At 59.1% G+C, this 18,178-nt stretch carries 14 protein-coding genes and 2 pseudogenes; 4 read left to right on the top strand and 12 right to left on the bottom strand.

The features are described from left to right. Window positions 1-19: 19 nt before the first annotated feature. From BM374_RS37255 to BM374_RS37210, 10 genes and pseudogenes are all read right to left on the bottom strand, one after another. Window positions 20-469, bottom strand: a pseudogene (locus tag BM374_RS37255) (integrase core domain-containing protein); the annotation flags it as partial. Beyond that, a complete protein-coding gene (locus BM374_RS37250; protein WP_177248808.1) occupies window positions 439-1,050 on the bottom strand; it encodes an AAA family ATPase in 612 nt (203 codons plus the stop codon). The pseudogene BM374_RS37255 and the gene BM374_RS37250, both read right to left, overlap by 31 nt. A 492-nt stretch (window positions 1,051-1,542) precedes the next feature. Beyond that, window positions 1,543-3,193: pseudogene (gene tnpC, locus BM374_RS37245) on the bottom strand (IS66 family transposase). 69 nt (window positions 3,194-3,262) lie between these two features. Continuing rightward, entirely contained in the window at window positions 3,263-3,610 is a 348-nt protein-coding gene (tnpB, locus tag BM374_RS37240) for an IS66 family insertion sequence element accessory protein TnpB (protein WP_092303891.1), read from the bottom strand. Beyond that, the gene (tnpA, locus tag BM374_RS40450; RefSeq protein WP_092303889.1) at window positions 3,607-4,002 is read right to left on the bottom strand and encodes an IS66-like element accessory protein TnpA; all 396 of its coding nucleotides are present in this window, start codon (window positions 4,000-4,002) and stop codon (window positions 3,607-3,609) included. Before tnpA (BM374_RS40450) ends, tnpB (BM374_RS37240) begins: the two co-directional genes overlap by 4 nt. Before the next feature lie 119 nt (window positions 4,003-4,121). Then, complete coding sequence (gene tnpC / locus BM374_RS37230; RefSeq protein ID WP_092303887.1) at window positions 4,122-5,750, bottom strand: IS66 family transposase; 1,629 nt, start codon at window positions 5,748-5,750, stop codon at window positions 4,122-4,124. Window positions 5,751-5,820: 70 nt separating this feature from the next. Beyond that, the gene (tnpB, locus tag BM374_RS37225; RefSeq protein WP_092303885.1) at window positions 5,821-6,168 is read right to left on the bottom strand and encodes an IS66 family insertion sequence element accessory protein TnpB; all 348 of its coding nucleotides are present in this window, start codon (window positions 6,166-6,168) and stop codon (window positions 5,821-5,823) included. After that, window positions 6,165-6,569, bottom strand: a complete 405-nt coding sequence (gene tnpA / locus BM374_RS37220; RefSeq protein ID WP_092303883.1) for an IS66-like element accessory protein TnpA — start codon at window positions 6,567-6,569, stop codon at window positions 6,165-6,167. Before tnpA (BM374_RS37220) ends, tnpB (BM374_RS37225) begins: the two co-directional genes overlap by 4 nt. A gap of 628 nt (window positions 6,570-7,197) precedes the next feature. Further along, window positions 7,198-8,883: an MFS transporter gene (locus BM374_RS37215; protein ID WP_092303881.1), complete on the bottom strand. Its 1,686-nt coding sequence runs from the start codon at window positions 8,881-8,883 to the stop codon at window positions 7,198-7,200. Window positions 8,884-9,530: 647 nt separating this feature from the next. Then, on the bottom strand, window positions 9,531-10,007 hold the full coding sequence (locus BM374_RS37210; protein WP_092303879.1) for an Lrp/AsnC family transcriptional regulator: 477 nt from the start codon (window positions 10,005-10,007) through the stop codon (window positions 9,531-9,533). 189 nt (window positions 10,008-10,196) lie between these two features. Here BM374_RS37210 and BM374_RS37205 point away from each other — a divergent pair, with 189 nt between their 5' ends. The 3 genes from BM374_RS37205 (at window position 10,197) to BM374_RS37195 (ending at window position 14,628) form a co-directional block, all read left to right on the top strand. Next, on the top strand, window positions 10,197-11,675 hold the full coding sequence (locus BM374_RS37205) for an NAD-dependent succinate-semialdehyde dehydrogenase (RefSeq protein ID WP_092303894.1): 1,479 nt from the start codon (window positions 10,197-10,199) through the stop codon (window positions 11,673-11,675). Between the two features lie 10 nt (window positions 11,676-11,685). Further along, a complete protein-coding gene (locus BM374_RS37200; RefSeq protein ID WP_092303877.1) occupies window positions 11,686-13,086 on the top strand; it encodes an aminotransferase in 1,401 nt (466 codons plus the stop codon). A 489-nt stretch (window positions 13,087-13,575) separates the two neighbouring features. Beyond that, window positions 13,576-14,628: an alpha/beta hydrolase family protein gene (locus BM374_RS37195; protein ID WP_092303875.1), complete on the top strand. Its 1,053-nt coding sequence runs from the start codon at window positions 13,576-13,578 to the stop codon at window positions 14,626-14,628. 126 nt (window positions 14,629-14,754) lie between these two features. Here the strand turns inward: BM374_RS37195 and BM374_RS37190 are convergent, their stop codons facing one another. After that, window positions 14,755-15,237, bottom strand: a complete 483-nt coding sequence (locus BM374_RS37190) for a MarR family winged helix-turn-helix transcriptional regulator (RefSeq protein ID WP_092303873.1) — start codon at window positions 15,235-15,237, stop codon at window positions 14,755-14,757. A gap of 471 nt (window positions 15,238-15,708) precedes the next feature. On the opposite strand from BM374_RS37190, the gene BM374_RS37185 reads away from it, so the two are divergent. Continuing rightward, window positions 15,709-17,268: a porin gene (locus tag BM374_RS37185; RefSeq protein ID WP_092303871.1), complete on the top strand. Its 1,560-nt coding sequence runs from the start codon at window positions 15,709-15,711 to the stop codon at window positions 17,266-17,268. Between the two features lie 572 nt (window positions 17,269-17,840). On the opposite strand, the gene BM374_RS37180 is transcribed toward BM374_RS37185, so the two are convergent. Then, a partial coding sequence (locus BM374_RS37180) for an integrase core domain-containing protein (RefSeq protein ID WP_143270352.1) occupies window positions 17,841-18,178 on the bottom strand: 338 nt, incomplete at its 5' end.

Raw genomic sequence — 18,178 nt, 5'->3', positions numbered from 1 at the left:
GTGACCTTGCCCCAAAGTTTTATCCAGTTCTGAGTTCGCCCCGGTCGTTGGATTTGCCCGGTTGGGCGGTGGGAGCAACGGGAGCTGGCGCGGAGCCTTCGGCATAGCGCAGCGCCAGATCCCGGCGCGGGTGGCAGGTGAAGGCGAATTCGGACGTCGTCTTCCATCCGAGCCGCGAGTGTGGTCGTGCGTCGTTGTAATCGGCGCGCCAGCATCCGAGCGCGACGCGGGCTTGGGCCAGCGACGTGAACAGCGTCTCGTTGAGCAATTCATCGCGCAGCCGGCCGTTGAAGCTCTCGATGAAGGCATTCTGCATGGGCTTGCCCGGCGCGATGTAGTGCCAGTCGACACGGCTCTGGTCGGCCCAGCTGAGGATGGCGTTGCTGGTGAACTCGCTGCCGTTGTCGCTGACCACCATCTTCGGCTTGCCGCGCTCCATCACCAGCCGGTCCAGCTCTTGCCGACGCCGTAGAAATGATCGCTACTTCGCTGAGTTTCGCAAATTTCCGGGCGGGCCTCCTCGTAAGATCGAAGAGCATCGACCATGGCCGCCTTGGTGGGCTTTTTACCGATATCGGGAAAATCAGACAATCCTTTCGTTATCTCGAAGAAGCGGGCGCGAAGAGGCTCGACCGTGGCTTTGTTCTTATCGTCCTCGAAAAACGGAGCGAACTGTTTGAAAACAAGCCGTTCTCCCCACTGAATGACAGGAGCCTTAGCTGTTTGAGGGTCGAAAACCGCCACTGAAGTGATCACCAGCTCGCCATGGCGCACGTAGTGCGTTAGCGCCCCTTTAGCCGCCTCGCTAAGCTGACCGAATGTGACAGTGATCTGAACGGGAATATCCGTGTTCCCGCCGTGGAAATCCTCTGCCGTGAGCGTTGCTACGTCAGTTGCACTGCTCGCCTCTTGAAAGAATACGTTCAGCGCAGACAGGATCGTCGATTTCCCTGCCCCGTTGGGACCAACCAAACAGGTGCATGAGCCGAATGAAACTGTCTCGTCTTCAAAGCCTCTGAAATTTTGTACGCGAACCGCTCTAATTCTCACGTCGCACTCCGGAGTGGTAATTGGTCATTACTGAACGGTCCAAATCGGGCGCACTCCTGAATGTCATTCGATACGCGATATCCAAGGCTGGAATGCTGCTCATGAGAACGATTTTCGCAGAGAACCTTTGAGAATTGGATCATTGGTGCAGTTTGGCCCTCGATTATGGAGGGAGGCTCCTCAAGAGGCGCGACTACGATCCTGATGATAAGCGTTCGGTACAGCTCAACATCGGTCCGCGATGCCGCTAGCTCAACAGGCGGCGGATTTGAGCGAGCGGATGATTCGCAGCGCTGGTCGCTGCACCGGACGAGCGAGCCAATTATCGCAAAGTCCACAATCATCAAGGTTGGGTGCTAATTCCGGCGGCGTGCAGGGAAGGCGGTCGAACTTACCTTGGGAGATCTTTTGCGTGCCCGACCGGACCTCCGTAAGCATCCGGCGTAGGCCACAGGCGGGTTAGCCGTCGCATCAGCGCCATCGGCTCGCAGATCACGCTGCTTGCGCAGCGATCGCTGATCCTGGCGTCCAATTCCAGGGCAGAAGCTCGTCCAGCCGATGAGCCGGGTGGGCGGCGATGCGGGCGACGATATCGGTGAACCAGGCCTGTGGATCGACGCCATTCATTTTGGCCGTGATGATCAAGCTGTACATGGAAGCCGCGCCCCGTCCGCTGCGATCAGAGCCGCAGAACAACCAGGATTTCCGTCCAAGAGCGATGCCTCGCAAGCCTCTTTCGGCGGCATTGTTCGAGAGACAGACTCGTCCGTCCTCCAGGAACAGCGTGAAGCTCGCCCACCGCTTCAAGATGTAGTTGAACGCCTTGGCCAGGTCGTGCCCACGGGACAGCTTGGCGAGCTGCTCCCGCATTTAGACCTGCAGGCCCTCGACAAGAGGCCGGCTCAGCGTCTGTCGGATCTCCAGACGCTCTTCAGGGCTCCTGCCATTGATGGAGCGCTCGATCTCGAACAGCGCATCGATCCGCCGCACGACCTCGACCGCGATGGGCGAGAGCGGGATCTCCTTCTTGCCGGTGGCCTTGCGACGCGCATTCTCTTCAATATCGGCCATGGCGAAGAATGGGCGCCGCGCATGGACCCAACACGCCGCTTCGCGGATCGGTCCTGGGTGGCGTCCCGCCAGATAGAGCTGGTTGTACCCGTCATAGGCGTCCGCCTGCAGGATGCCGGCATACCCCGCCAGATGCGCCTGGGGATGCTCGCCCTTGCGGTCGCGGGGAGTAGTAGAACATCGCCGCCGGCGGCCCGGCGCCGCCAAACGGCCGGTCGTCCCGGACGTAGATCCAGCATCGTCCCGTATCGGTCTTGCCCTTGGCCAGCACCGGCACGGTCGTATCGTCGGCATGCAGGCGCTCGGCCGCCATGACATGGGCTTCCAGCAGGCGCAGCAGGGGATCCAGCGAGGCACAGACTGCGCCTACGGCATCTGCCATGGTCGACAGTGCGATCGGCACGCCTTCCAGGGCGTAGCGCTCGGCCTGGCGGTTCAAGGGCTGATGCTGACCGAACTTCTCGAACACGATCATGGCCAACAGGCTTGGGCCAGCCCATCCCCGGGGGACGGCATGGAACGGTGCCGGCGCCTGGCTGATCTTCTCGCAGTCGCGACAGGAGAACTTCTCCCGGACCGTCTCGATCACCTTCCACTGGCGCGGCACCACTTCCAGCGTCCGCGTCACGTCTCTCGCCGAGCTTGCGCAGGCGGCTACTGCCGCAACATTCACAAGCCGTGGGTCCATCGATTACCACCCGTTCCCGGGGAAGGTGCTCGGGGAAGGTCTGGCGCTCGGCACGCTTGCGGGTAAATCCCCGCACCGTCGTCGTCCTAGCCACCGCCCGTTCCGCCGCAAGCTCGTCCTCGGTGGCGTCGGTTTCCAGCTCCTCGAACGTCAGCGCCAACTGCTCGATCAGGCGCGACGACCGCTCCGACCGCTGGCCGTAGATTTGATGCCTTAGCTTGGCAATCTGCAGCTTCTGTTGCGCGATCAGCGCTTCATCTTCTGACGCTTTCGCGCGGGCGCCGCGAGTTCGGCGGCGATCTCGACACCCTTCGCGCGCTCGACTGCCAGCGCCTTCTTCAGGGCGGCAAGCTCATCCGGAGCAGCGTCGCGGTCGGCATCCATGAGACGCAGTGAATCACAGATTGGACGCGATGGGATTCCCCAAAATGCAAGAAGCTACAGATTCTGCGCTCAGCCCGCGCTCTGCGGCCGCCAGCTCAGTTGGGGATTCCGCCAGTCGATGCCTTCGAGCATGTAAGCCATTTGCGCCGCCGAGATCGATATTGCGCCGTCCGACGCCGAGGGCCAGATGAACTTGCCGCGATCCAGGCGCTTGGGGTAGAGCGACATGCCAAGCCCGTCATGCCAGAGGATTTTGACCAAATCGCCGCGGCGCCCCCGGAAGATGTAGAGATCGCCAGCATGAGGATCGCGCTTCAGGCTCTCCTGGATCGCAAGCGCCAGGCTTTGCATCCCGCGGCGCATGTCGGTGTGGCCGGTGGCGATCCAGACCCTTACGCCGCTCGGGATCGGGATCATCGCCGTCTCAGAAGCTCAAGAACCCGCTGCAGCGCCTCAACGTCCACGTCACGGTCAACGCGAACACGACAACCGCCCCCGAGATCAATCTCGATGATTCCAGCTTTTGCACGCTGCGCTGCCGGTGAAGACGACGGTTGTGACGCGCTGCTCGAGATCGGAGCTGCCACAGACGTGATCTCGACGGGAACAAGCGCAGATGTGACATCCCCGCCTAGCTGCCCCTGGCGCGCTTGTCGACGCCAGGTGAACAGCAGGCTGTGAGCCACCCCGTGCCGACGTGCCACACCGCAGACCGTCTCCCCAGGCTGCAAGGTCTCTTCGACAAGGCGAACCTTCTCGTCGTAACTCCATCGCCGCCGACGCTCGGCGCCCAACACATTGACCTGCATTCCCGACGTGACCTTAAAGCTAGACTTAAGGTCAAATCCTCAGGCCACCTCGCTAACTAAGCAAGGCGGCCGCCGCCGGAGGGATAGTAAGCATCCGGTGAGTACCGCGCAGCGGTCACTCAGGCAGCCTGATCGGCTTGCTTATTCCGGTCCCGCCAATTCCAGGGCAAGAGTTCGTCGAGCCGGTAGGCCGGATGTGCAGCGATGCGCGCCAGGACGTCGGCGAGCCAAGCTTGTGGATCGATGTCGTTCATCTTGGCTGTGACGATCAGGCTGTACATCATCGCGGCCCGGTCACCACCTCGGTCGGAGCCACAGAACAGCCAAGACTTCCGCCCCAGGGCGATGCCGCGCAGGGCTCGTTCGGCGGCGTTGTTCGACAGGCAGATGCGGCCGTCCTCAAGGAAGCGGGTGAACGAGCCCCAGCGCTTGAGCATATAGTCCATCGCCTTGGCAACGTCGTTGCGCCGAGAGAGCTTGGCGCGTTGCTCACGCATCCATGTTTCCAAATCGGCGGCGAGCGGCGCGCTGAGCTCCTGGCGCACGGCCCGGCGCCGCTCGGGCGTCTCGCCGTTGATGCCGCGCTCGATCTCGAACAGGGCATCGATCCGGCGGACTGCTTCCAGTGCCAGCGGCGAGATCACCGCAGGCTTTTTGCCCTGTATCTTGCGGCGCGCATTCTCCGCCAGATCAGCCATCACGAAGAACGGCCGTCTGGCATAGACCCAGCACGCGGCTTCCAGGATCGGACCTGCGTTGCGGCCCGCCTCGTAAAGCTTGCCATAGCCGCCATAGGCATCGGCCTGGAAGATGCCGCTATAGCCGGCCAAATGAGCCTGGGGATGCTCGCCGGCGCGATCGCGCGAGTAATAAAACACTGCCCCCGGCGGCGCCTGCCCGCCAAAAGGCTTGTCGTCGCGTACATAGACCCAGATGCGGCCGGTGTCGGTCTTGCCTTTGGCCAGGACCGGCACCGTCGTGTCATCCCCGTGCAATCGCTCGGCACTCAGCACATGGGCCTCAAGGCGCCGGAACAAGGGCGTCAGCGCAACCGTGCAGCCACCAACCTGGTCAGCGAGGGTCGACAGGCTGATCGGCACGCCTTCCTTGGCATAGCGTTCGGCCTGCCGGTTCAGCGGCTGGTGCTGGCCGAATTTTTCGAACAGCACCATTGCCAGCAAGCTGGGGCCGGCCCAACCACGAGCGATGACGTGGAACGGCGCCGGGGCTTGACTGATCTTCTCGCAATCACGGCAGCTGAACTTCTCCCGGACGTGCTGGATCACCTTCCAGGATTTCGGGATCACCTCCAGCGTCTCGGTGATGTCCTCGCCAAGCTTGGACAGCCGCAAACCGCCGCAGCAGATGCACGACGTCGGTCCCGGCACGAGCACCCGCTCGCGAGGCAGATGCTCCGGGAACGGCTGGCGCGACGGCCGCTTGCGCGTGAACGAGGCCACCTTTGTCGTCTTGGCCGCGGCCATTTCGGCAGCGAGTTCGTCCTCAGTCGCGGAAGCCTCGAGCTCCTCCAACGTCAGTTCGAGCTGATCCAGTAGCCTTGCGGTACGCTCCGAGCGAGGGCCATGACGATCACGGTTCAGCTTTTTGATCTGCAGCTTCAGGTGAGCGATCAGCGCATGGTCGTCGGACTGCTGGGCGCGAACGCTGGCGAGTTCGGCACGCGTCGCCAGCAACGCCGCTTGGAGCGCCTCAATATCTTCCGGCAGCTTCTCGGGATCGTCACCCATGCATCGATGGAATCACAAAAACCGCGATTTGGCGCGCGCTTTTTGCAATCTCACGGGACTATTGCGCAATCTATCCGGCGCTCTGCGGCCGCCAGCTGTGTTGCGGATTGCGCCAGTCGATCGCCTCCAGCAAATAGCCCATCTGAGCTGCCGTCAGCGACACCACCCCATCCACCGTCGCGGGCCATATGAAGCGGCCACGGTCCAATCGCTTGGCGTAAAGCGATAGCCCGGTCCCGTCGTGCCAAAGCGCCTTGATCAGTGTGCCAGCACGACCACGGAACACGAAGACGTCGCCGGCAAAAGGATCTCGCCCCAGCCCCTCCTGCACCAGCAATGCCAGACCCTGCATGCCTTTGCGCATGTCAGTGTGACCGGTCGCGATCCAGATTCTTGCCCCTGCCGCGATCGGGATCATCGCCGCTCCAGCAGATCCAACACGCGAGACAACGCGGTCATATCAACGCCGGCGTCCACGATCACCCGACAGCCCTTGCCGATGACAATCTCCATGCGCCCGCTCGCTGGCCCCGCTAAATCTATTGGCGGCACCGGCGGTTGGTCCGGCACCACCATCGCCGGCACAAACGCTGGCTGAGGTTGTTCAGTATCGCTCGTCCGCGCTCCAAACGATCGTCGCCAAGTCAACAAGAGCGAGCGCGAGATGCCGTATCGTCGCGCTGTGGATGAGACCGCGCGCGGAGCCTGCAAACTCTCCAGAACGATCTTGAGTTTCTCGTCATCCGTCCAGCGACGGCGACGGCCAGTCTCGACAACCTCGAACCGTTCAATCTGTGCACTGAACTTATTGCTGTCCATAAGGGCTGTTACACAGCACTCCTCTTAACCCGGCAAGACGGCCCTCACCGGAGGGAGACGAGGGATACGGACCGAGCGGCCGAAAGGTTCGTGATCGCGACCGAGAAGTCAGTAGACGGCATAGTAGGCGGAGCGTTGCGGAAGCCTCGAGCCGGCCATGGGCCTGAAATCCAGGTCACTGGCCTTTGGAGCCACGAGAAAAGGGTGAAGCCGGGACGGCGTCGCTCGAAGGGATCGAAGTTGACACAACGGATTTTATTGTTGGAGCCTGTGGCGCGGACACAAAACAAACCGTTTCGAGCTCAATCCGGTGAACCGCTGTATGCGGAACCGTATGTACGGTGGTGTGGAGAGCCGTGAGGCTCCCCTATCCCAATAGCTCCAAGTCCCATTGAGGCAGTTTCGCACCTGAGGAGGAAATCGGCGCCTCGATCCAGCGGCGGCCGTCCATATGGGGCGATGGCCCTTCCTTTTCGCTTTTTGGGCGGCATCACCACCACGCTGAACGACTGGTTTCGCTTCTGAAGAAGATCGGGAGTTGGAACTTCGAGCGATGCCCCAGGCGCCGCCAATGCATGCGCGATTCGGTCTTCCTCAGAACTTCTTCTCCGTTGTCTAGAACTCACAGCTACTTCGCACCGCTTCCCTCGCAATTAACGGGCAAGACCTCGTTCGCAGCTCGGTCCGGGGATTCATCCTTCCAGCGTACCGACCCAAACGGACGCTCCAGCATGCGTCTGACGCGTACGGGCTCAGTACCAATATGAAAAGCTGTGGCCTTCCGGTCCAGCGCGCGTTCTGATTGGGTCGCGCGGTTGCGCTGGCGCAAATAATCGAGCCATGTCGGGCAGTGATAGCGCTCAGTCCACAGTTCGGGATCCGCAATGTCGCGCGCAATCGACCAGCCATAAGCTCCGTTGCGTTGTCGAAACCGCTGCACCTCCTGCATCACATTGTGGAAGGGACGCGCATTCTCTTGCGCGACGCGATATTCGATCTCCACCACAAGCGGGCCGCTGCGTCCGGTCAGCGCCAGCCGAACCTTGGGATCTTCGAGCATCTCAGGCTCTTCGCCCCGCGCGCTGATGCGCGGCATGGGCAGCCAAAGGCCGAGGAGAGGGGAGGCGAGCAGCAAGCCTGCCGCGACTAGGAGCGCCACGTCAACCCCAGCGGCATTTGTCACATGGCCCCAAGCCCAGCTACCAACGGCAATCCCGCCTGAGCCGGCCGCCTGATAGGCCGCGAGCGATCGCCCCGCCACCCAGCGTGGCGCCGACAGCTGCACGCCAATGCTAAACAGCACCCATGCCATCATCCATACGGCGCCCGCCAACACCAGCGCGATGGCCGTCAGAACCGGCTCGTGGCTCAGCGCCACCGCGGTAAGCGCCCCGCCCATCGACATAGCACAGGCGCGTATCGCTGCCTCGCCGCTCATGCGCTTGCGGACCTCGGCGATATTGAGCGCGCCGATCACCGCCCCGAGGCCAAAGGCGCTAGCCATCATACCATATGTTTCAGCGCCTCCATGTAGGAGATCGCGGACCACCAGCGGCATCAGGGCAATGATGGCGCCACCGATCATGCCGGTGACCAGGGAGCGCGTTAGCACGATCTTGATCGATGGTGAATTGATGATATAGCGCACGCCAGAAACGATTGCGCGGTTGAGTGTTTCAGGCGGGAGGCGCGAGGGTTCAGTGATGCGCTTCCACAAGAACAGCGCAGCTATCAACGGCAAGTAAAGCAGAGCGTTGAGCGCGAACGCGGCCACTGCGCCGGCCGTAGCAACGGCAATGCCGCCGATCGCAGGGCCGACACTGCGTGCGATATTGTAGCTAATGCCGTTAAGCGCGACGGCCGCAGGCAGCGCTTCCGAGGGCACCTGCTCGCTTACCGAGGCTTGCCAAGCCGGTCCCATTAGCGCCATGCCGCTGCCCACCGCAAAACAGAGTGCGAGCAAGACATTCGGCGTAACCAAGTCCAACCAGGCGAGCGTCGTCAACATCGTCGCGCCGGCGAGTGTGATACCCAGCGACACCAGTGCCACTTTGCGCCGGTCGTGCATGTCAGCAACCGCCCCGGCTGGCATCGAAATCAACATGACCGGCAACATCAGCGCGGTCTGCACCAGCGCGACTTTGTCGGCTGACGAAGTCATCTGTGTCATCGCCCAAGCTGCGCCAACGCCCTGAATCAGAATACCGAGATTGGAGAGCAGGCTCGCAAGCCAGATGCGGCGGAATGTCGGAAATCGTAGCGGAGCGGTGATCCCATCGGCGCCGAACGTCAGGGGCTTGGACGGATCGGTCATGTCGGGACCTGGCTCCCCATCAAAAATGTGGTGTTGGACCAGACCGGTAATGGCCCGGGAAATTCCGACTCTCGCTGAGAAAGCGTTTTCTTTATCTCGTCTACTTGGCGCATTCTGCGCCCGAAAGGCTCATGAAACCCTCTAGCGTCCAGGAGAACCCCGGTTGGTGTGCAGTCGCTACCTCTTGGGCGAGAATCCGGATCTCCCGTGAGAGTGAGCGCCAAGCAATCGTCGGACTGTTTTGTCAATCTTGCGGGACATGTTGACGTCGCTGCGCGGATCGCGCCCAGTGATATGTAGTCTCTGGGCACTGTTCCCGCCGCAAGGTACTGCATATCTTGCTCGGCCGCGGTTATGACTTCAAAATTGATGCCGCTCACGTGGCGGGTGGACATGGCTTTGATATCTCGATCGGTTGAGGCGAGGTTGCTTGAACCTCCTTAACCGCCAAGTTCCTACAATTGGATGGTCCCGTCAGAATGGATGAGTCACTCAACTGAATGCGACGAGATATTGGAAGCCGCGTCAAGCTGACATGTGACAGCAGCACAGAGTAGGGGCGTTAGGGTGCGGGTTTTGCGCGTTATATGCGAATGCGCGATGAAAAAAGGCGCGGGCGCTGGATTGCGCGAGGTGAAACACTCGCATCAATCTTCGGGCAGAATCTTGATTGGAATGGAAAGGCCGGCCTTTACCCGATCCAATATCACCATTGTCCTGAACCCCTTGATGTCGGAGTTCTCATAGAAGAAGCGTCGAGTGAACTGCTCGTAATCTTCCATCGTACGAGCGGTAATGTACAGGACAAAATCGGCGTCGCCGGTGACGTAAAATCCATTCACGACTTCGGCCGACGATTTGATCGCCTTCTTGAACTTGTCGATTATATCTGAACGCTCTCGCTCGAGACTCACAAGCACGAGCATTTGAATCGGTCTTCCGACCGCCTTCGCCGAAACTATCGAGACATCCGCCTCGATGATGCCTTCCGAACGGAGTCTCTTTAGTCGTCGTTGGCATGCGGTAGCGGAAAGACCAGCGAGTTCGCCGATCTCCTCTGAAGTCAGCCGGTTGTTCTTTTGCACAATCTCGAGAATGCGTGCGTCTATTCGATCGTATTGCATGACCGTCTTCAGCCCTCAGGTGCATTTCGTCGCGAAATGGCTATGGGTTGCAGGAAATAATCTGAACGGCAGAAAAATGCGATGCAAATCTGTTTGTGACATCAGTATCCTGTTTGCTGCGGCAATTTCAACAACGACCATTCGGGACTTCAAATGGCCCTTCAAACTGTCCGGCACAAGAGTTCGCAACTGGTCGGGCTTGCCAAGAGGCACCTAGAAAGTCTCCGTCGTCGAGACTTTGTGGCGGGAGATGCGCTCATCGATGGCCGGTGGATTGTGGGCGAGGAGAGGGACGTTGTTGTCGATCCCGCTACTGGGGAAGAGATAGCGGATGTTGCCCGTTGCTCTGCCGAGAATGTGAATGTAGCGATCGCGGCGGCTGAAAGGGCCTTTGCTGCCTGGCGAGAATTGTTGCCGGCGCGGCGCGGGGCGATCCTCAGGTCCTGGGCGTCGTTGATGCTCGACCATTCGGAAGAGCTTGCCGTCCTGGTGACGAGCGAGCAAGGCAAGCCGCTCGCTGAGGCGCGCCATGAAATCACGTACGGTGCTGGATTTCTCGAGTGGTTCGCTGCGGAGGGCGAGCGCGCATACGGCGAGACGATCCCTAGCCACAAGCCTGGAAGTCTGCTTCAGGTGCGAATGCAGCCCATCGGTCTTACGGCGGCGATCACCCCGTGGAATTTCCCTGTCGCCATGATTGCCCGAAAAGCCGGAGCTGCTCTTGCGGCTGGTTGTCCGATGATTGTGAAGCCTGCAGCGGAGACGCCGCTTTCTGCACTTGCCGTCGCCAGGCTGGCCGAAGAGGCTGGGGTGCCCCGTGGCGTGTTTCAGGTGCTCGTCGGCAATCCCGCCGAACTTTCGACACCTCTTTTGCGCGATACAAGAATACGCGCTCTCTCATTCACCGGTTCTACCCAGGTTGGCCGTCTCCTTCTGGAAGGGGCGGCCGACACGGTAAAGAAGGTTTCGCTCGAGCTGGGGGGGCATGCTCCCTTCGTAATCTTTGACGATGTCGATCTGGAGAAAGCTGTCAAAGGAGCGGTAGCCGCAAAATTTGCTACGTCGGGTCAGGATTGTCTGGCTGCCAACCGCATTTACGTGCAAAGGAGCATCTATGATGCCTTCGTCGAGGCGTTTGGCGCGTCGGTGACTCAGCTCAAGCTCGGTCATGGTCTTGAGCCTGCCACTGATATCGGGCCAATGACGAAGTTGTCGGTCGCCAACAAGTGCAAGGCCCAAATCGATGACGCTGTCACAAAGGGGGCGCGAGTCATTTCCGCGAGTCGGGATGTCAGTCCAGGTCCAAATTTCGTTTTCCCGACGCTGCTTGCTGAAGTCACCGACGACATGCTCATTGCGCGCGAGGAAACATTCGGCCCTGTGGCTGCCGTGCTACCGTTCGGGTCTGAGGAAGAGGTCGTCGCTCGAGCGAATGCGAGCGAAATGGGACTCGCTGGATACGTCTACACCGACGACCTGCGTCGAGCACTCCGACTCTCTGAACGGTTGGAATACGGCATGCTCGGTATCAATACAGCGTCATTCACGGGCCCGCCCATTCCTTTCGGCGGATGGAAGCAATCCGGGCTCGGTCGCGAAGGGTCACGGCACGGTCTCGCGGAATACATGGAGCTGAAATACGTCTGCTTCGGCGATTTGGCAGTTTAGGAGAACTGGAATGATCGATATCAAGACTATCGCTGAACGAGATCGCTCAACTGTTCTACATCCCTTCACGCAACTCAAGGACTTTGCCACCGGCAAGATTGGTGATCCCACGATTGTGGCTGGGGGAAAGGGCATTCGCATCGAAGACGCGCGGGGACGTAGCTACATTGACGCTTTCGCTGGCCTCTACTGTGTGAATATCGGATACGGCCGGACCGAAGTAGCAGAGGCCATTGCGCGGCAGGCCTACCAACTTGCATACTATCACACTTATGCGGCTCACACGACAGAAGAGCTGGCAACTCTCTCGGATCGTCTCGTGCGAATGGCACCGGGCAAGCCGAGCAAAGTATTCTTCGGGCTGTCCGGATCAGACGCCAACGAAACACAGGCTAAGCTCGTCTGGTATTACAATAATCTACGCGGTTACCCCAAGAAGAAGAAGATCATCGCGCGCGAGCGCGGCTATCATGGCTGCTCGGTGATTTCCGGTTCAATGACTGGTATGTCGTTCTACCATGATCACATGGACCTTCCCTTCCCGGGCATCTTGCATACTGGCGCACCGCACCACTATTGGGGCGCGGAGCCCGGTGAGACGGAGGAGTCTTTCTCTTGCCGGCGTGCAGCTGAGCTTGAAAAGCTGATTGTACGAGAAGGGCCGGAAACAATTGGTGCCTTTATTGCTGAGCCGGTACTGGGTACGGGCGGTATTACACCGCCTCCTACCGGCTACTGGCGCGAAGTTCAGGCCGTGCTCAGGGGCTATGACATTCTTCTGATCGCCGACGAGGTGATTTGTGGATTCGGTCGAACCGGCGCTGACTTCGGCAGCTCACTTTACGGGATTGAGCCGGATCTGGTGACAGTCGCCAAAGGGCTGACATCCGGATACGTGCCGCTCTCGGGGGCCATCGTTGGAAAGAAGGTCTACGCCGTCATGGAGGAAGCGGCAGACCGAATTGGGGCATTTTCGCACGGATATACCTATTCAGGTCATCCGATTGCTGCCGCTGCCGCGAACGCAGTTCTCGATATTGTTGAGAGGGAGCGCCTGAGCGACCGCGCCAGAATCGTCGGCTCGCACTTCCTCAGGCGACTGAAGGAGCGGTTTGCGCAACTAGAGATCGTCGGCGAAGTGCGAGGCGTAGGTTTGCTAGGTGCGATCGAATTTGTTGCCGATCGCGAGAAGAAACGGCGGTTTGATCCGCAGCTCAAGGTGGGCGCCCGGATCTCGAAAGCTGCTCGCGACAGGGGGCTTATTGCGAGAGCAATGCCGCACGGAGACATTCTTGGTTTTGCCCCGCCTCTCGTTGTGTCCGAGAGCGAGATCGACGAGATTGTGGATCTGGCCTATCGGGCGACGAAGCAGGTTATGGACGAACTCGTAAAGGAATCGGAGGCCGACTGAACTGTGTGCCGCTGAGTAACTTGTCCGCTCTTAAACAGGCTAGTCGGCCAGCGCCAGATAGGGGTGCGCGATAAATGGTCGCTGTGTGGTCCTAGGCCACGTCCAGATCAATCCTCGATCGAGAAGGAGATCGTCTGCGACGGATGTACGGGGCGCTCCATCGGGTGAGCGTTTATTGTGCAAGTCGCACGGAATCAGGCTCGCAGCTCGGTCCGATGTCGCGCGATGAAGAGGGCGGACCTGGAGTACTTGAGTGCGAGAAAACCTGCGGATACTGGCCGTCGGGCGCAGGATTTCGGAGTTGTAAGGCCGTACATTAGGAAACCTCGACTTTAGTCGTCCCGTAACATCTCTGCAAAGCGGAGATGAGCCGAGTTGGAGTTGGCTGGCCGATACAGTCGCTTCGGCTCCCACTGTCTGCATACCGGAGAGTGAACTGGCTGACCAACCCTGAGGGAGGGGAGGATCAGCGTCGAGGGGGCGAATCAGATGGAGCACGCTGCTTGCCGTCGTGTGAGGGGTGATCTTTCGTCCGTAAGGCGACGCGCAGCAGCGTTCCTGGACAATTTACCTGGTGAGGACGACCACGGAACCATAGCTCGGGAGAACTGGATCACCAAATGGACAGAGATCGGCAATGATCAATGCTTCCTTGGTGACTTGAACGCTAAGGAAGGCGCCTGTGATGAGGCGACAGAGGCTTGGCTTTGTGCGCTAACGGCTTTTGAAATTGCGAGGCGGTTAGCGGATGATGACGATCCACAGTGTGCGGACGTTTCAGCGAAAATTGAGGCAGGCGTTCAAAGGCTCGAATTATCTCTGGCGCGGATCATACAGCGGGTAAAAATTCTGGACTGCGATTGCGCTGAACTTCTAGTCTATTACTTTTCTGCCGGAGGTCGCGATCTGCCCGCCCCGGCAGTCATTTGCATCAGCAGGGAAGAAGAAACAGGAGCGACACTGCTCGGAAGGCTCCTGCCCGTGGTGATTGCCCGAGGCATTTCGGTCCTCGTTGTCTCTCACGACGAGTTCGCAAATCACTCGCCCCGCCAATCGGAAGACTTCTTTTCTTGTTGCTTCGATTACTTGTCAGCTCGGCCTGAGATTGATGCCAGGCGGATTGGTGTCTATGGAGAAGGGCTATCGGCTGTTTTAGCTACTGATTTCGCTGTGTTTGATCGCCGGGTTGCTGCTGCGGTCTGCGACGGCGGCCTTTGGAATTCTGCTAGGACTTTAGCCTCTGTCGGTTGGATGACGAGGACTGCAGACGTGGTGGACGAGGACCTCATGTCGATCCATCGCGTGCGATTGGCGCGACAATTGAGATGCCCAGCCCTAGTGGTTGCAGGGGGGCGCGGCATCGTCAGCGAGACGGAGGCGATCAATCTGAAAGCCGGCTGCGCCGCTGCGAGCATCGACCTGGAGTTGGCTGTATCACCGGTGAGCCCCACATGGGAGGTCGAAAACTTCGTGACTTCGGACGATCGCATTTTCGAATGGCTCGAGCATAAGCTCGCAGCAGTCCAGCTCCATAACCTTTAGCAGATGAAGACCTCGTCAACGCTGGCAATTGCGTAAACGAATCGTCAGTACAGCTCCTTCAACGTCCGCACTATAAGAGACGCAAGTTTGGGGAGGCACTGTAGAATGCGTTGAGATCGGCGTCGGCTACAATACGCCTAAAGCCAGTTTTTGAGATGCCAATCGGCTATTCTTCGCGATCGAGCTTAGCCGTCTATTCAGGTAGCGTAATGTCTCCTCATCAAGCTCGGCAAAAATCGTCGAGTTGAGAGCTTGTCTCTTGATTGACAGATTCGCGATGTCAGTCAGCGCCTTTTGTGTGAGCGATATTTCCAGGAACCTTGCGTCATCGGGCGACGTTACGCGGACTAGGAGTCCTAGCTTTTCGAGCTTCTTCGTTTGGTTGGTGACGAAGGCGGGATGGATCCGCAACTTGTTCGCAACCGCTGTTCCCGAAACGCCCCGACCTTCATCGAGCTCATCGATCGCCATCAGGATCAACCACTGCGATTCGGATATGCCTAGCAGTTGAGCCCAGCTCTTATGAATTTCCTCGAGTTGGGAGTGGATCTCGACAATATTCCAGATGAAATCCCGAACCGTCCTCTCCGGATATTCTTTTTCTGTCATGTTGGTCTTTCGCCAAATCTTATTGTCGCTGATAGGGGGTAAGCTGATCTATCTCGGGAAAACGCAGGTAATGCCTACCTGAGATAGCGCTCGGCAGCGAGATTGGCTACGCGAAAATCAATTGACATATACAATTGATTTTGGTTATTGATACCCCTGACCATTCAGACAAATTGGCTGACGGTCATGCTAAATCTCCAAAGGAAGCCCCCGGGATGCCCCCTGGGGGCTTTTTTTGTGCGCCTTAGACTAGAGGGCCGGCAAAGGGCTGTTGCTCAATTGCAACGATCGGGCGTCAAATATCAATTGCATTAATTAGTTGATTGCGACAATTGATATTCAAAATTACAAAGCCATGGACAGCGAGGGGGTCCTCGAAGTCGTTCCGTCAAGCACCCGCCCGTCGGGCGAGGCTCATAGCGGCGGATCTTTGAAGGACGGAAACGACGTTTCCAGCTTGGAGGTTCAACGATGAAACTGACAAAGAGTCTAATCCTCGGTTCTGCCGCAATGTTTGCTGGTGCTGGTGCTGGTGCTGGTGCTGGTGCTGGGGCGCAAGCAGCTGATCTTCCTGTGAAGGCGAAGGCGGTCGAATACGTGAAGATCTGCTCGCTGTATGGCGCGGGCTTCTACTATCTCCCGGGTACGGACACCTGCATCAAGCTGGGGGGGTATTTGCGCGCGGAAACTGTCTTTGCCACAAACGGTGTCTATGACGCTGCCAATGCTGGCGTGGCTGCCGCGCATAACCGGCTCAGCAACTATTACACTACCCGTTCTCGTGAAGATCTGAACATAGACACGCGCACTGCGACCCAGTATGGCGTAGTCCGCACATACTTTGATGCTGCGTTCACATGGACGTCCGGCGGCTACACCGGTGCTGGCACAACTGCCGTGAATGGCTCGACCGCATACTCCGGAAATGCGGTAGGAGCGGCCGGTACCGGCTCGATCGCCGGCGGTTCCCTCGGTATCTATTATGCCTTTATCCAATTTGCCGGTTTCACGTTCGGCAAGGCGGCCTCGCAGTTCTCCACTCCTTGGTTCAATTATCCGGGCAACACTTTCGATGGCCTGCCTGGCGGCGGCGGCTACGATGCTGTGAACCAGATCACTTACACCGCCGACTTCGGTCAGGGCATCACGGCTTCCTTCTCAGCTCAAGACCAGGTCGTCAACTACACGACTAACATCTGGAACGTGAGTGGCGCGACGGCCGCAGGTCTCGCAACCGGCGCGTACGGCGCGAACGATATTGGCGCTACGCGCGCTCCAGATCTCGTCGCTATGCTTCGTGTCGATCAGGCGTGGGGCCTCTTCCAGACCGCGATTGCCGCGCATAACAACCATACTGGCTATTATGGTGTCGATGAAACGACCGGCCATCCGGGCGACAAGTGGGGCTGGGCTGGCATGCTCGCATTGTCGATCAAGAACATCCCGACTGGCGCTGGTGACACCATTAACATCCAGGGCGTGTATAGCAACGGTGCAAGCCGCTACAACTTCCAGGATTATATGGGTACCACCTACGCAATGTACGGTGGTACGGGCTTGGCGGGTGCTTACCAAAGCCTTGGCATAGGCGGTGTGTCTGATTCCGTGTTCGTCGCAGGCGCCGGCCAGGAGCTGACCACGACATATGGCTTCAATGGTGCCTACACCCACAACTGGGATCCTCACTGGGTGACCAGTCTATACGGCGCCTGGGCTGCTGTGCGTTACAACAGCACGGCGAAGGGTTACATCTGCGGCGCGGTCGTCGGCACCCTAGCGCTGTCGAGCGGCGTTGGCGGCTGTAACCCGGACCTCAACTATGCGGTGGTTGGCACCGCCACGTACTGGACACCTGTCAAGAACCTGACTTTCACGGCCGACCTCTCTTACACGATGCTTGACCAGAAGTATGCGGGCGGAAGTACAGTGACGCTGCCCGTGCAGGCTGGCATCGCCAAACCGGCCGCTGTGTACGAGCTGAAGGACCAAAACAGTCTCACATTTCGGCTCCGCGCCCAGCGCGTCTGGTAAGGTGCTGTCGTAGGCTGGTCGATATTTCCAAGTTCAACTTTGAAGAAGGCCTCCGGCATGTTCGCCGGAGGCCACCTTGACCCGCCGCTACAAGTTTTCGGTTGGATGTGGAATCCGTTGGCGGCCCAGCGAACGAGGGGGCATCGCCTTATTCCCAGGTTTCTGTCGGTTACGGCTTTTCCCATCAGGGGACGTAAAATGATGCGCACCGGATCAGTGCGCCCACTCTGACCAGCCAATCGAGCCTTGTGCCAAGGTCTCCGATTTTGCATGCCTGCGAATGGCGGGTGGCGCTTCGCCGATCCGAATGGACCTCAATTTCAGCTCGGGAGCGCGCAATCGGGCGTTTGGAATGTCCTCAGTCAAGATCGGTAGCAGTTTCTTTTAAGAAAGTCCGCAAAGTACGGTGAGCCGCAGCATCTGCGCGGCAGAATCATTGGGTTCGTGTTCTCCGCCTCAGTAGCCTCAACCGCATTGTCTCGGGCTTTCCTACCCTCGTATCCGGGCGCTCCAGTCTGAGCGCCTCTTCTCTAAAAAGCGCGGTGGGTTGGCGGTGACCTGCCACTGAGTTTTCATCCGGTGGCGGTTAGAGTCTCGGGGTTTTGTACGCCAAGTGGCGCGGGTGGAGCAACGGGCGATCGGCGGAGCTGGTCGGGGTTGCGCAGCCGGTCGTCCGTTGCGGTGAGGTGGGCGGCATAGGCCGCTGGGGTCAGGTATTTCAGCGACGAGTGAGGCCGCTGGAGATTGTAGTCGGCAACCCAGTTCGCGATCTTGGCACGAGCATCGTCAAGTTCGAAGAACAGGGTCTCGTTGAGCAGTTCGTCGCGCATTCGGCCATTGAAGCTCTCGACAAAGCCGTTCTGCATCGGCTTTCCTGGTGCGATGAAGTGCCAGTCGATGGCTGCGTCCT

This window comes from Bradyrhizobium sp. Ghvi, assembly GCF_900115265.1.
Lineage (GTDB): Bacteria > Pseudomonadota > Alphaproteobacteria > Rhizobiales > Xanthobacteraceae > Bradyrhizobium.
Note: the sequence above shows the minus strand (reverse complement) of the source record. Positions and strands in the feature narration are given on the sequence as shown.